The 12,593-nt window shown below is 63.9% G+C and carries 11 protein-coding genes and 1 riboswitch; of the genes, 4 read left to right on the top strand and 7 right to left on the bottom strand.

Going from position 1 to position 12,593, the window contains the following annotated elements; all coding sequences use genetic code 11:
* The first annotated feature begins 31 nt into the window (after window positions 1-31).
* Window positions 32-997, top strand: coding sequence for an alpha/beta hydrolase (locus tag AC2CGW_RS10110; protein WP_484573980.1), 966 nt, complete (start codon window positions 32-34; stop codon window positions 995-997).
* 165 nt (window positions 998-1,162) lie between these two features.
* Here the strand turns inward: AC2CGW_RS10110 and AC2CGW_RS10105 are convergent, their stop codons facing one another.
* From AC2CGW_RS10105 to AC2CGW_RS10080, 6 genes are all read right to left on the bottom strand, one after another.
* Window positions 1,163-3,556 (bottom strand): TonB-dependent siderophore receptor, encoded by a 2,394-nt coding sequence (locus AC2CGW_RS10105; RefSeq protein ID WP_484573979.1) that lies wholly within the window; start codon window positions 3,554-3,556, stop codon window positions 1,163-1,165.
* 230 nt (window positions 3,557-3,786) lie between these two features.
* Window positions 3,787-4,581 (bottom strand): class II aldolase/adducin family protein, encoded by a 795-nt coding sequence (locus AC2CGW_RS10100; RefSeq protein ID WP_484573978.1) that lies wholly within the window; start codon window positions 4,579-4,581, stop codon window positions 3,787-3,789.
* A 145-nt stretch (window positions 4,582-4,726) separates the two neighbouring features.
* The gene (locus AC2CGW_RS10095; RefSeq protein ID WP_186665387.1) at window positions 4,727-5,626 is read right to left on the bottom strand and encodes a LysR family transcriptional regulator; all 900 of its coding nucleotides are present in this window, start codon (window positions 5,624-5,626) and stop codon (window positions 4,727-4,729) included.
* A 121-nt stretch (window positions 5,627-5,747) separates the two neighbouring features.
* Window positions 5,748-6,647, bottom strand: a complete 900-nt coding sequence (locus tag AC2CGW_RS10090; protein ID WP_186665386.1) for a hydroxymethylglutaryl-CoA lyase — start codon at window positions 6,645-6,647, stop codon at window positions 5,748-5,750.
* Window positions 6,648-6,667: 20 nt separating this feature from the next.
* Window positions 6,668-7,060, bottom strand: a complete 393-nt coding sequence (locus AC2CGW_RS10085; RefSeq protein WP_054893249.1) for a MerR family transcriptional regulator — start codon at window positions 7,058-7,060, stop codon at window positions 6,668-6,670.
* Between the two features lie 53 nt (window positions 7,061-7,113).
* On the bottom strand, window positions 7,114-7,998 hold the full coding sequence (locus AC2CGW_RS10080) for a helix-turn-helix domain-containing protein (protein ID WP_484573977.1): 885 nt from the start codon (window positions 7,996-7,998) through the stop codon (window positions 7,114-7,116).
* Between the two features lie 165 nt (window positions 7,999-8,163).
* Here AC2CGW_RS10080 and pobA point away from each other — a divergent pair, with 165 nt between their 5' ends.
* Window positions 8,164-9,348: a 4-hydroxybenzoate 3-monooxygenase gene (pobA, locus tag AC2CGW_RS10075; protein ID WP_186710417.1), complete on the top strand. Its 1,185-nt coding sequence runs from the start codon at window positions 8,164-8,166 to the stop codon at window positions 9,346-9,348.
* Between the two features lie 140 nt (window positions 9,349-9,488).
* On the opposite strand, the gene AC2CGW_RS10070 is transcribed toward pobA, so the two are convergent.
* A complete protein-coding gene (locus tag AC2CGW_RS10070; protein ID WP_186665380.1) occupies window positions 9,489-10,136 on the bottom strand; it encodes an ankyrin repeat domain-containing protein in 648 nt (215 codons plus the stop codon).
* 163 nt (window positions 10,137-10,299) lie between these two features.
* On the opposite strand from AC2CGW_RS10070, the gene AC2CGW_RS10065 reads away from it, so the two are divergent.
* Together AC2CGW_RS10065 and cobW are read left to right on the top strand one after the other, a co-directional pair.
* On the top strand, window positions 10,300-11,181 hold the full coding sequence (locus AC2CGW_RS10065; protein ID WP_484573976.1) for a LysR substrate-binding domain-containing protein: 882 nt from the start codon (window positions 10,300-10,302) through the stop codon (window positions 11,179-11,181).
* 45 nt (window positions 11,182-11,226) lie between these two features.
* Window positions 11,227-11,424: riboswitch (cobalamin riboswitch) on the top strand.
* Window positions 11,425-11,523: 99 nt separating this feature from the next.
* On the top strand, window positions 11,524-12,591 hold the full coding sequence (gene cobW, locus AC2CGW_RS10060) for a cobalamin biosynthesis protein CobW (protein ID WP_054893920.1): 1,068 nt from the start codon (window positions 11,524-11,526) through the stop codon (window positions 12,589-12,591).
* The last annotated feature ends 2 nt before the right edge of the window (window positions 12,592-12,593 follow it).

Genomic DNA, 12,593 nt, shown 5'->3' with positions numbered 1-12,593 from the left:
GTCGAGCGTAGTTTTTTGTGGAGGCCGAACCATGCCGTTGCACCCCGATATCGAAGGATTCCTCGAACTGGTCGAGTTCGGTCGCCTGACCGGCAAGAACCAGCCCATGCACGAGCTGACCGCCCAGGAAGCCCGGTGCCAGTTCGACGCGGCCTCGTTGCTGCTGGATAGCCCGCCCGCCGGCAACCTGGAAATCACCGAGCTGAGCATTCCCACCCGTGACGGCCAGCAGTTGGCCGCCCGTGCGTACCAGTGTGCCCAGGGTGATGCGCAGGCGCGCCCGGTGTTGCTGTATTTCCACGGTGGCGGCTATGTGGTCGGCAGCTTGGATTCCCATGACACCCTGTGTCGGCGGCTGGCACTGGCCGGAGACTTCGTGGTGCTGTCGGCCGACTATCGGCTGGCACCGGAGCAGAAGTTCCCGACCGCGTTCAACGATGCGCAGGATGTGGCGTTGTGGGTAATCGCCGAAGGCGCTCGCTATGGCCTGGACGCCTCCCGCGTGGCCCTGGCCGGCGACAGCGTGGGCGCAAGCCTGGTGGCGGCGCTGGCGATTCAAGCGGCGTCGGCGCCGGATGAGCTGCCGTTGCAGCCGCGCCTGCAGGTGTTGCTGTACCCGGTGCTGGATGCTGCTGAGGAACGCCCGTCGATCGCGCGCTTTGCCCAAGGCTACTTGCTGGAGCAGGCGTCGCTGCGCTGGTTCTATCGCCAGTATGAGCGTGAGGAGGCAGACCGGCTAGACTGGCGCTTCTCGCCTGTTCGTGCCGAGTTGCCGGAGGCGCTGGCGCCGACGCTGCTGTGGCTGGCGGAGTTCGATCCGCTGCTGGATGAAGGGCTGGAGTATGCGCAGAAAGTGCGCGCGGCGGGGCTTGAGATCGACTGTGAAGTGAAGGCCGGGATGACCCATGACTTCGCCCGGATGGGCGAGGTGGTGGGGGAGGTGCCGGAAATGCTGGTGCAGTTGGCGGGGTTGATCGCAGAGCGTCTGCGTGGCTGATGGCCCTGTCGCCGGCAACGCCGACGGCCACCGTTTCCCGGCTGATCTTGAGAGTGCTGGAGGACCCTGAGGGCACCGGCATTGCCAGTGATGAAGGTCCGAACAGGTGACAAGACAGCCGGAGCAGGGGATACCCGCTCCGGCTTTCTTTTTCCCCGTCTGCACTCAATAGGTTGCGCGCAAGGTCAGGGTCAGGTTACGCGGATCGCCGTAGAAGTTCGAACCCCAGGCACTGTCGACACGATCATAGTACTTGCGGTCGAAGAGGTTGTTGGCAGTCAGCGTGGAGCTCAGGTGCTCGTTGAACTTGTAGCCGACCTGGGCGGTGGAGACGGCATAGCCACCTTGGACGAAGTCAACGTTGTTGCGGGTGTACAGGGTTTCGCTGACTACCCGCGTACCACCGGCCACATGGAAGCCCTTCAGTGCGCCGTCGAGGAACTCATACTTGGTCCACAGGTTGAAGTTGTGTTTCGGGGTAATGGTGCTGAAGGTGTCGCCCGACAGCAGGCCTTTGTTCGGGTCGTCTTCCAGCAACTTGGTCATGGTGAACGCATAACCCGTGACGATACTCCAGTTATCTGTCAGGTTTCCGGTCAGTTCGGCTTCCCAGCCCTGGCTACGCACCTTGCCCTGAGCCTCGCTGGCATTCAGGGTGCTGTTCCATTGCGCACGGTTTTCGTCGTAGATGCGGAACATGGCGATCGATGCATTCAGGCGACCATCGAGCAACTCTTGCTTGAGGCCGATTTCATATTGCTTGCCCTTGTGCGGGCCGATCATGCTTGTGCCCGTGACATCGACTTCCGTTTGCGGCTTGAACACCGTGGTATAGCTGACATAAGCCGACAGATCCGGCGTCAGCTTGTAGGTGATCGCGCCGTAGGGAACGACTTTGGCATTGATCTGGGTGGACGGGTTGCCGAAGTTGTTGAAGAAGGTATTGGCGTTCTTCGCGTCGGCGTCGTACCAGATGGTGCGGGCGCCAAGCATCACGTCCAGTTCGTCGGTGATGTTGAGTTTGGTACGGCCATAGACGCCGTACTGGTTGCTCTTGGAATAGTTGAAGTTGGTGTGCGGCATGTCCCGGCGCGGCAGGTCGTTGGCGCCGCCGATACCGGTTCGAAAGCTGTCGGCGTAGCCGTCACCGTCGAGGTCGACGGTGCCGTAGGTAAAGGCCTTGTCCAGATGCTGGTATTCGCCTCCCAGGGTGAACTCATGGGTACGGCCAGCGAATTCGAACGGCTTGGTGACGAAGCTGTCCAGACCCAGGGTCTTGATGCGGGTGTAGTAGGAGTACATCGATGATTCGGCCTGTTGGGTCGCCGGGTCTACACCCCAGGTCGTCCAGCTGAATTCGCGCTGCGGTGTACGCGCATCACGGTACGTCAGCGAGGTTTTCCACTGGCCGCCGTCATCGAACTGATGATCCAGTTCGGAGAAGGCTTCCCAGGTCTCCTCCTTCATCCGGTTCCATTTGGCGTCGACGTAGGTGTGACGGCTGACATCCAGCAAGGTGCCATCCGCGTACGCTGGCAAGCCGAACGCAGGGGTGGAGTTGTTCTTCTGGTACGCACCACCGAACGCCAGGGTGGTGGCAGGGTCCAGGTCGAACTCCAGGCGTCCGTAGAACATCGGCCGCTGGTTCTGCACGTAGTCGACGAATGACTTGTTGTCTTCGTAGGCCGTCACGGCGCGGCCACGGATGGTCCCGGAATTGTTCAGCGGGCCGGTCACATCGACCATGGTGCGGTAGTGGTCATAGGAACCTACGCCCAGTTCGCCGCTGAGCTGGAACTTGCCCAGTGCACGCTTGCGCACCACGTTGATGGTGCCGGAAGGCTCACCGGCGCCTGAGTACAGGCCGCCTGGGCCACGCAGCACTTCAACGCGGTCGTACATGGCCAGGTCGAAACTGGTAGCCATGTCGCCTTGGCCGGTAACTTGCGAAACCCCGTCGACCTGCACCTGGTCTACGAGAAACCCACGTATGTACACATCGTTCAGGCTCGAGCCAGTGTTGTAGGTCTTGATGGTCGCACCGGTCACCTGGCGCATCGCGTCCTGCAGGTTGTTCATGTTCTGGTCATTCATGCGCTGGCGGGTGACCACGGTCACCGACTGCGGGATGTCCTTCAGGCGCTCGGTGCCCTTGCCGATTGTCACGGCCTGGGCCACATAGGATTGCGTGCCTTCCGAAGCTGCACTGTACGCCTTGCCATCGATCTGGACGCTCCCCAGCTCCAGAGCGTCGCCACTGGCCGGAGCCAGCAGGATGACCTGGGTGCCGTCGATGTTGTAGCGAATATTGGTGCCTTGCAGCATCACGCGCAGGGCCTCACGCGGCTCGTAACGGCCATTGACCGCAGTGGAGCGCTTGCCGCCCAAGGTGTCCGGGCTGAACAGGATCTGCAGGTCAGTCTGCTGACCGAGCGCCCGCAGTGCCGAGTCCAGTGGCTGCGCAGGAATGCTCAGATTGATTTCATGAGCCTGGACGACGGCAGCGCAAGGTAGCATCAGAGCAAGGGCCAGCGGTGACAAGGTGTGGTTGACAGACATTGCGCTTCCTTTGAGTGAACTTGTTCTTGGTGAATGAGATTTGTTCGTATTCAATAGGACGCGTCATCGCTGGAAAACCGGAAAGTTTTTTACGTTTGGCACGAACAACGCGGCGGAGGGCTCAGGCGCGTTAGGTCGAAGGCTGCAAGATCGCGTCGCTGGGTGGCATTGGTGCAGGGGCGCGGAGGTAAGCGCAGCGGGCATGCCCGCTGCCGCAGGAGGGGCTGTGGTCAGCTTTGGTAATCGCGCCCCTCGCGATCCAGTTGCCGGATCAACGCATCCCAATGCCGCTGGATTCCCTCGCCAAGCCCGTCGGAAAAGCGCTTCGACTGCTCATGCACCTTGGCAATCGCTGCCGGGGAGGCGTACTGCAGTTGGTCGTTGCCACCGGCCTGGGCGGCGATCTGGATGTTGCAGGCGCGCTCCAGGCCGTGCAGCTCACGGAAGGCATGCTCGACGCTGATACCGCCGGTGAGCAGGCCATGATTGCGCAGGATCAGGATATTGCTTTGCCCCAGGTTGGCCACCAGACGCTGCTGTTCATCCAGGTCCAGCGCGACGCCCTCGTAGTCGTGATACACCACGCGGCTGTAATAGGCCAACGCATGCTGGGAGATCGGCAGCAGGCCGTCACGCTGGGCAGACACCGCCGCACCATCGCGGGTGTGGGTGTGCAGTACGGCCTTGAGGTCGGGGCGGGCGCGGTGGATGGCGCTGTGGATGACGTAGCCGGCCTGGTTGATGCCCAGGCCCAGCGGGTCGTCGATGATCGTGCCGTCGACATCCACCTTGACCAGGTTGGACGCGGTGATTTCGTCGAACAGCAGGCCGAAGGCGTTGATCAGGAAGTGCTCGTCCGGGCCGGGAACCCGTGCCGAGAAGTGCGTGTAGATGTGGTCGGTCCAGCGGAACAGGGCTGCCAGGCGATAGGCGGCGGCGAGCTTGACCCGCACCTCCCATTCCTCGGCGCTGACTCGTAGGCGCACGGCCTCCTGGCTGGGAGGTACGACGGACAGTGAACTCATGCGGTGCTCCAGTGCAAGGCAGTACGGTGTGAACAGGACCGTAGGCGTCTGGCGCAACGCTGTAAAAGTCTTTTTGGTTCTATGCTAATTATTCGTTTTAAGAATTATCTTTTTTGTTTTTATGCAAGGCGATCATTTAACCAGGTCAACTCGCTGCGTTGTTCAGCCGGGTGCCCGCCACGGCGCCGAACAGCTCCACCGGCTCCTGCAGGTTGCCCAGGTAGCGTGGGTGGAACAGCCACAGGTCGACCTGCGGCTTGAAATCGCTGACGTTGACGATATCCAGCAGGTCTCGATGGCGACTGGCAAGCAACAGCGGTTCGGGCACCAGGCCCAGGCCCTGGCCGTTGGCGACCAGCCCCAGTTGCAACTCGGTGCCGAAGGTTTCGAGGTTGATCGACAGTGACAACCCCTGTTCGCTCAATGCGCGCTGCAGCCCGGCGCGAAAGCCGCAACCATCGGGGTTGAGCACCCAGCCGCGGGTATAGCAGTCGCGCAACTTGTAGCTGCGCTTGCCGGCGCTGCCCTTGGCCGCGACCACGCGCAACGGCATGCGCGTGATGGAATGGCTGGCGATGCCTTCGGGGAAGATCTTGCCCGGTGGGAACAGCGCCGCAGCGGCATCCAGCTCGCCGTTTTCCATGCGCGCGATCAGGCTGCTGCCCCAGCCGCTGGTGACCTGGGTGCGCAGCTCGGGGTAGGCCTGGCGGATCTGCGCCAGGGCCTCGAGCAGCACGACATCGCCCAGTGTCTGCGGCACGCCCAGGCGCAGGGTGCCGGACGGTGCGCCATCGTTGGCCACCAGTTCGCGCAGGGCGTCGATTTCACGCAGGATGGCCTTGCACTGCTCGTACACGCGCAGGCCCATGGGTGTGGGCTTGAGTGGCTTGGTGTTGCGGTCGAGCAAGGTGGCGCCGAGGTCTTCCTCGAAGTTCTGCACGCGCCGGGTGATTGCCGGCTGGGTCAGTTGCAGCGCTTCGGCGGCAAGGTTGGTCGACTGGCAACGGATGACGGCCACGAAGGCGTCCATGTCATCGATTTTCATATTCGGCGCTCACATATTGCGACTGGAGGACATACCCGCAGAGCATAATCCCGCTGGCCGGGAATGTCACAGTTCGATGAGCGAGGGAAACAGGGCGGCGCTCGCCGCCCCTGGGCGTGCGTCAGCGGGCGCTGCGTGCCCGTGCTACCCGCGAGCCGTTGGCACGCCCCAGCACGTCGCTGATGCGTTGGCCGGCGGCGACCAGCTTGTCCAGGTCGATACCGGTCTCGATGCCCAGCCCCTGCAGCAGGTACAGCACATCTTCGGTGGCGATGTTGCCGGTGGCGCCCTTGGCGTAGGGGCAGCCGCCGAGCCCGGCCACCGAGCTGTCGAACACGCTGATGCCTTCGAGCAGGCTGGCATAGACATTGGCCAGGGCCTGGCCGTAGGTGTCGTGGAAGTGGCCGGCAAGCTGCTCGCGCGGCACCTGCGCCGAGACCACCTCGAACAGGCGTCGGGTATCGCCGGCGGTGCCGGTGCCGATGGTGTCGCCCAGCGACACTTCGTAGCAGCCCATGTCGTGCAGGGCGCGGGCGACCGGGGCGACCTGTTCGGCGCTGACCTTGCCTTCATAGGGGCAGCCGAGCACGCAGGATACATAGCCGCGCACCTGGATACCGTGCTCGCGGGCGGCGTCCATGATCGGTTCGAAGCGCTGCAGGCTCTCGCTGATCGAGCAGTTGATGTTGCGCTGGGAGAACGCCTCGGACGCTGCGGCGAACACCGCCACCTCCTTGACCCCGGCTGCCAGTGCATCCTCGAAACCGCGCAGGTTCGGCGCCAGGGCCGCGTAGGTCACCCCGGCACGCTGACGGATACCGGCGAACACCTCGGCCGATCCAGCCATTTGCGGCACCCACTTGGGGGAGACGAAACTGCCCACCTCGATATAGGAGAGCCCGGCGTCGGTGAGGTCGTCCACCAGCCGCACCTTGTCGGCGACGCTGATGGGTTGGGCTTCGTTCTGCAGGCCGTCGCGCGGGCCGACTTCGACCAGGCGCACGTGTGCGGGCAATGACATGGCGGGGTTCCTGTGGCGAATCAACGGTTATTGTTCAGGGTGGCGGCCAGGGCCTGCTCGCAGCGCTCCTGGGCGGTGTCCAGCTCCAGGTGCATCTGCTGGATATCGAGCATCTGCTGCTCCAGTTGCGCGCGGCGTTCGGCGATCTTGGCCAGCATGCTGGTGAGCTGCTTGAGGTTGCCGCCGCTAGGGTCGTACAGCTCGATCAGCTCGCGGCATTCGGCCAGCGAGAAGCCGATGCGCTTGCCGCGCAGGATCAGCTTGAGGGTCACCTTGTCACGCGCCGAATAGATGCGCTCCAGGCCGCGACGCTCGGGGCTCAGCAGACCCTGCTCCTCGTAGAAGCGGATGGCGCGGGTGGTGATGTCCAGCTCGCGGGACAGGTCGGAGATGCTGTAGGTCTGGCTGCTCATGCTCGGGCTCGGGGGTGGAATGTGAGTAAGCTAAAGGCAGGTTGACGTATACGTCAAGGTGATTGCGCAGTACCGCTGCGTCGATAGGCATTGGGCGTTTGGCCGCTGAGGCGTTTGAAGAAGCGTGCGAAGTAGGTGGGATCGCTGAAACCCAGGCTGTCGGACAACTGGCCGATGCTCATGCGCGTGTAGGTCAGGTTGCGCCGCGCTTCGAGCAGCAGGCGCTGGTGGATCACCTGCAGCGCGGTCTGCCCGCTCAGCGCGCGGCACAGCTGGTTGAGCTGCAGGCTGGTGATGCCCAGGCGAGCAGCAAACTCATCGACCGACAGGTGCTGGCGGTAATGCGCTTCGACCAGGCGCAGGTAGTGCCCGAGCAAGTGGCGGTCGCGCTCGTCGCGGTTGCGCGGTGCCTGGCCCAGTTGTTGGCGGCGGCTGATCCACACCATCAGGGCGGTCACCAGCGCCTGCAGCATGGCGGCGCGAGCGGGTGCGCTGCCCTGGTACTCCTGCTGCAAGGTGTCGATCAGCCCGCGCAGGCGCGTGCGGTCGCGGCCCAGCGGGTAGCATGCCGCCGATGCCAGCACCGCCAGGGGTGCACCCAGGCGCTGCTCGAGGTCGGTCACCAGCGCCGTACCGAAGGTCAGTACATGGCCCTGGATGTCGGCGCTGAAGCGAAAGCCATGCACCGTCAGCGGTGGCACCACCTGGATCGCTGCCTCGTGGATCTCGCTATGTCGGCCTTCGATTTCCACCAGCGCGTGCCCGCGCTGCACGTAGAGCAACTGGAACAGTTCGGCGTGCTGGTGCGGCTTGATCTCCCAGTGGTGCAGGCGGCTGCGTGCCGGGATCGATTCGCAGTGCAGCAGATCGCTGCCGGGCCAGGCGTGGTTCTCGCCATAGAGCTGGAACAGCGGTACGCCGGGAAGGGAGGATTTCATGGTCGGGACACCTGTGCGCTGATCGCACGGAATTTTGAAAAGTGCAGATTTTTCATCGGATATGACACCTTTTCAGCTTTTTGCGCCAGTAAAAATGCAGGGGCTAACCCGAATAACGTATGCCGGCTGCCGCCAGTACGGCATCGACAAGGCGAGACAACAACAATGAAAACCCAGGTTGCGATCATTGGCGCCGGCCCTTCTGGCCTGCTGCTTGGTCAACTGCTGCACAAGGCGGGCATCGACACGCTCATTCTCGAACGCCAGACCCCTGAGTACGTGCTTGGCCGGATCCGCGCCGGCGTGCTGGAGCAGGGCACCGTCGACCTGCTGCGCGAGGCCGGGGTATCGGCGCGCATGGACCGTGAAGGGCTGGTGCACGAAGGCGTCGAACTGCTGGTGGCAGGGCGTCGCCAGCGCCTGGACCTCAAGGCTCTGACCGGTGGCAAGACGGTGATGGTGTACGGCCAGACCGAAGTCACCCGCGACCTCATGCAGGCCCGCGAGCAGAGCGGGGCGCCGATCGTGTATGGCGCGAGCAACGTGCAGCCGCACGGGCTCAAGGATGAACGGCCCTACGTGACCTACGAGAAGGACGGCCAGTTGCACCGCGTCGAGTGCGATTACATCGCTGGCTGCGACGGTTTTCATGGCGTTTCGCGCCAGAGCATTCCGCAGGGTGTGCTCAAGCAGTACGAGCGGGTCTATCCGTTTGGTTGGCTGGGCTTGCTGGCCGATACCCCGCCGGTCAACCACGAGCTGATCTATGCGCATCATGACCGTGGTTTCGTGTTGTGCAGCCAGCGCTCCACCACCCGCAGCCGGTACTACCTGCAGGTGCCGCTGGACGAGCGGGTGGAGAACTGGCCCGATGCGCGTTTCTGGGACGAACTCAAGGCTCGTCTGCCCGAGGACGTCGCGGCGCGCCTGGTCACAGGCCCTGCGCTGGAAAAGAGCATCGCGCCGTTGCGCAGCCTGGTGGTCGAGCCGATGCAGTACGGGCACCTGTTCCTGGTGGGGGATGCGGCGCATATCGTGCCACCGACCGGGGCCAAGGGCCTGAACCTGGCAGCCTCGGACGTCAACTATCTGTATCGCATCCTGGTCAAGGTCTACCGCGAAGGTCGCAGCGACCTGCTGGAGCGCTACTCACCGCTGGCGCTGCGGCGGGTGTGGAAGGGTGAGCGTTTCAGTTGGTTCATGACCCAACTGCTGCATGATTTTGGCGAACACAAGGATGCCTGGGACCAGAAGATGCAGGAGGCGGACCGGGAGTACTTCCTGTCGTCCGATGCCGGCCTGGTGAACATTGCCGAGAATTATGTGGGTTTGCCGTACGAGGAAGTGTAGGAACAACTATCTCGCTCAAAATCTAAAGGCCCGCCCAATCCCCTTGTGGGGGCGGCGGTTCGGCGCCCCGACTTGTCCCGCGAACACGGGCGTAGCCCGTGCCATCCACCGCAGCGTACTTGGCACGGGCCAGCGGTTCATCACCGCTCCAGCAACGCCACCATCTCTGCATACCCGCGCGTGCGCGCATGCTCCAGCGCCGTCACGCCATCCTTGTCGGCAATCGCCGGGTCCGCGCCGGCCGCCAGCAGCCGTCGCACAATGTCCACATGGCGCGGACCGCCGTCGCCAAGGATCACCGCCTCGAGCAAGGCGGTCCAGTGCAGCCGGTTGAGGTGGTTCACGTCCACGCCAGCATCGATCAGCATCTGCACTGTTTCCACATGGCCACGCTCCGCCGCCGGAATCAGCGCCGTGCCGCCGTAGCGGTTGGTGCTGGCGAGGTCGGCGCCGTGCGCCAGGGTCAGGCGCAGGATCTCGTTCAGGCCGCGAGCGCCGGCATACAGGTAGGGGCTGTCGTGGATGTTGTCCTTGGCGTTCACATCGGCGCCGGCCTCGATCAGCACCTTGGCCGCGTCGATGTGGTTGCCGTGGGTCGCGGCCAGCAGAGGTGTGCGCCCTTGGCCATCGCGGCTGTCGAGCGCCACCGGTTCCTTGAGCAGGCGACGGATGGCAGGTGCATCGCCGCGCTGGGCGGCATAAAGCAGGCGGGTATCCATGGACGTGGTCTCGGCGTGGGCGGCAAGGCAGGTGAAGGCCAGCAGGCAGGCGGCGAGGGTGTGGCGCATGCGTAGGGCTCCTGAGGCAAAGCCTCATCCTAGGGAAAAAGTTGCAGGCAACTGAAACGAATTATCTGGATGAGCTGTAGTGGATTTCCGAATACATCAACGTTGCCCGCCTCGAAGGGCCATGCTAGAAGTCAGCGTCATCATTTGAAAACCGAATACCCTCATGTCCATCAGCGTAAAACCGAATAGGGCTCTGTTCGATCTCGACCTGTTGCGCGCCATCGTCGTGGTCGCCGATTGCGGCAGCTTCACCACGGCTGCAGCCCGTCTGCATTCGACCCAGTCGACCATCAGCCAGAAGGTACGACGCCTCGAGGAGATGGTCGGCCATCGCCTGCTGGTGCGTGGCAACCGCGACGTGCTGCCCACCGACGCCGGGCAGACGCTGCTTGGCTATGCCAGGCACATGCTGGCGCTGAACGACCAGATGCTCGAGGCCCTGGCCGGGGCCATGGTTGGCGTCACCGTGCGCCTTGGCGTGCCCGAAGATTTCGTCGGCGGGCGAACCACCAATACGTTGTCGGCGTTCAGCCGCCTGCACCCGCAGGTCAAGCTGGAAGTCACCAGCGGCCTGTGCCGCGACCTGAGCCAGGCCTACGACAATGGTGAACTCGATCTGGTGCTGCTCAAGCAGCGGCGCAACAGCCGCGAGGGGGTGTCCTGCTGGCCCGAGCGCCTGCAATGGATCGACAGCGTGCGCATGCCGGCCTTCGAGCTTGACCCGGTGCCCTTGGTCACCTTTCCACCGCGCGGGCTGTACCGCGAAGACATGATCCATGCCATCGAAGGCATGGGCCGGCGCTGGCGCATCAGCTTCACCAGCTCCAGCCTTTCCGGTATCCAGGCCGCGGTGGCCGATGGCATGGGCGTGAGCTTGCTGCCGCCGCGCGCGGCCACCGCCGAGCACCGAGTACTGGGGGCGGCGCAAGGTTTGCCGGAGGTGGACAGCTACGAGATCGTCATCGTCCACCGGCCAACGGCCGATGTGATGGTCAAGGCCCTGGCGCAGGTGCTGACCGAGTTGCTGGCCGGGGGTGGCATCTGAAGGCTCCGATCAGCGTCAGACGGTTGACCACCTGCGCACCACTGCGTAGCCTTGCCGCTTCGAGGTTCTCCGGCGCTGCCGGAGCTAAGACGGGAACGCGGTACAAGCCGCGGCTGCCCCCGCAACTGTAAGCACTGAACAGGGTCGACACAGCCACTGCGCCCGCGCGCGGGAAGGCGTCGTCCTGACGGCTGGAGGTCGTGCAGTGCAAGCCAGGAGACCTGCCTCGCAACGTATTCGACTTTCAACCGGGCGGGGTGATCCGGTGGCGAGCGAGCCCGGCCGGTCGGTCGTGGCTTTCGTCCCGCATGCCCGCACCATTGCTGCCAAGGGCATCGCCACATGAAAACACTGGCCAAACTTCCCGTCACCATCGTCACCGGCTTCCTCGGCTCGGGCAAGACCACCTTGCTGCGCCACATGCTCGACAACGCCCAGGGGCGACGCATCGCGGTCATCGTCAACGAGTTTGGCGAGCTGGGTATCGACGGCGAAATCCTCAAGCAGTGCAGCATCGGCTGCACCGAGGAAGAGGCCAACGGCCGCGTCTATGAGCTGGCCAACGGCTGCCTGTGCTGCACCGTGCAGGAAGAGTTCTTCCCGGTGATGCGTGAGCTGGTCGCTCGCCGTGGCGACCTGGACCACATTCTCATCGAGACCAGCGGCCTGGCCCTGCCCAAACCGCTGGTGCAAGCCTTCCAGTGGCCGGAAATCCGCAATGCCTGCACCGTCGATGCGGTAATCACCGTCGTCGACAGCCCAGCCGTGGCCGCCGGCACCTTCGCCGCCTACCCGGACCAGGTCGACGCGCAGCGCAAGCTCGACCCCAACCTGGACCACGAATCCCCGCTGCATGAGCTGTTCGCCGACCAACTGGCCAGTGCCGACCTGGTAGTGCTGAACAAGGCTGACCTGATCGACGCCGAGGGCCTGGCCAAGGTCCGCGCCGAAGTCGCCGAGGAGCTGCCGCCGGCCGTCAAGGTGATCGAGGCCAGCAGCGGTCGCCTGCCGCTGGATGTATTGCTGGGCGTGGGTGCCGAGTCCGAAGTGCACATCGATGGTCGTCGCACCCACCACGATTCGCACCACGACGGCGACGATCATGACGATCACGATCATGACGCCTTCGACTCCATCTCCATCGACCTGCCTGAAGCGGACGAAAGCCTGCTGCTCGATGCCCTGACGCAACTGGTCACCGAGTTCGGCATCCTGCGCGCCAAAGGCTTTGCCGCGATCCCCGGCAAGCCGATGCGCCTGTTGATCCAAGGTGTGGGCACGCGCTTCGACAAGCACTTCGACCGCGCCTGGCGCAGCGACGAGCCGCGCATCACCCGCCTGGTGCTGATCGGCCAGGACCTTGACGCGGCACAGTTGGAAGCGCGCCTGCGCCAGGCCCTGGGCGCCTGATC

Source organism: Pseudomonas sp. SYWMCR5, assembly GCF_057197165.1.
This window is presented reverse-complemented; position numbering and strand designations above follow the sequence as displayed.

Coding starts and splice junctions, on each gene's coding strand:
- AC2CGW_RS10065 (WP_484573976.1), top strand. CDS start 10,300: ATGTCCATCAGCGTAAAACCGAATAGGGCTCTGTTCGATCTCGACCTG.
- AC2CGW_RS10100 (WP_484573978.1), bottom strand. CDS start 4,581: ATGAGTTCACTGTCCGTCGTACCTCCCAGCCAGGAGGCCGTGCGCCTA.
- AC2CGW_RS10110 (WP_484573980.1), top strand. CDS start 32: ATGCCGTTGCACCCCGATATCGAAGGATTCCTCGAACTGGTCGAGTTC.
- AC2CGW_RS10080 (WP_484573977.1), bottom strand. CDS start 7,998: ATGAAATCCTCCCTTCCCGGCGTACCGCTGTTCCAGCTCTATGGCGAG.
- AC2CGW_RS10105 (WP_484573979.1), bottom strand. CDS start 3,556: ATGTCTGTCAACCACACCTTGTCACCGCTGGCCCTTGCTCTGATGCTA.
- AC2CGW_RS10095 (WP_186665387.1), bottom strand. CDS start 5,626: ATGAAAATCGATGACATGGACGCCTTCGTGGCCGTCATCCGTTGCCAG.
- AC2CGW_RS10085 (WP_054893249.1), bottom strand. CDS start 7,060: ATGAGCAGCCAGACCTACAGCATCTCCGACCTGTCCCGCGAGCTGGAC.
- cobW (WP_054893920.1), top strand. CDS start 11,524: ATGAAAACACTGGCCAAACTTCCCGTCACCATCGTCACCGGCTTCCTC.
- AC2CGW_RS10090 (WP_186665386.1), bottom strand. CDS start 6,647: ATGTCATTGCCCGCACACGTGCGCCTGGTCGAAGTCGGCCCGCGCGAC.
- pobA (WP_186710417.1), top strand. CDS start 8,164: ATGAAAACCCAGGTTGCGATCATTGGCGCCGGCCCTTCTGGCCTGCTG.
- AC2CGW_RS10070 (WP_186665380.1), bottom strand. CDS start 10,136: ATGCGCCACACCCTCGCCGCCTGCCTGCTGGCCTTCACCTGCCTTGCC.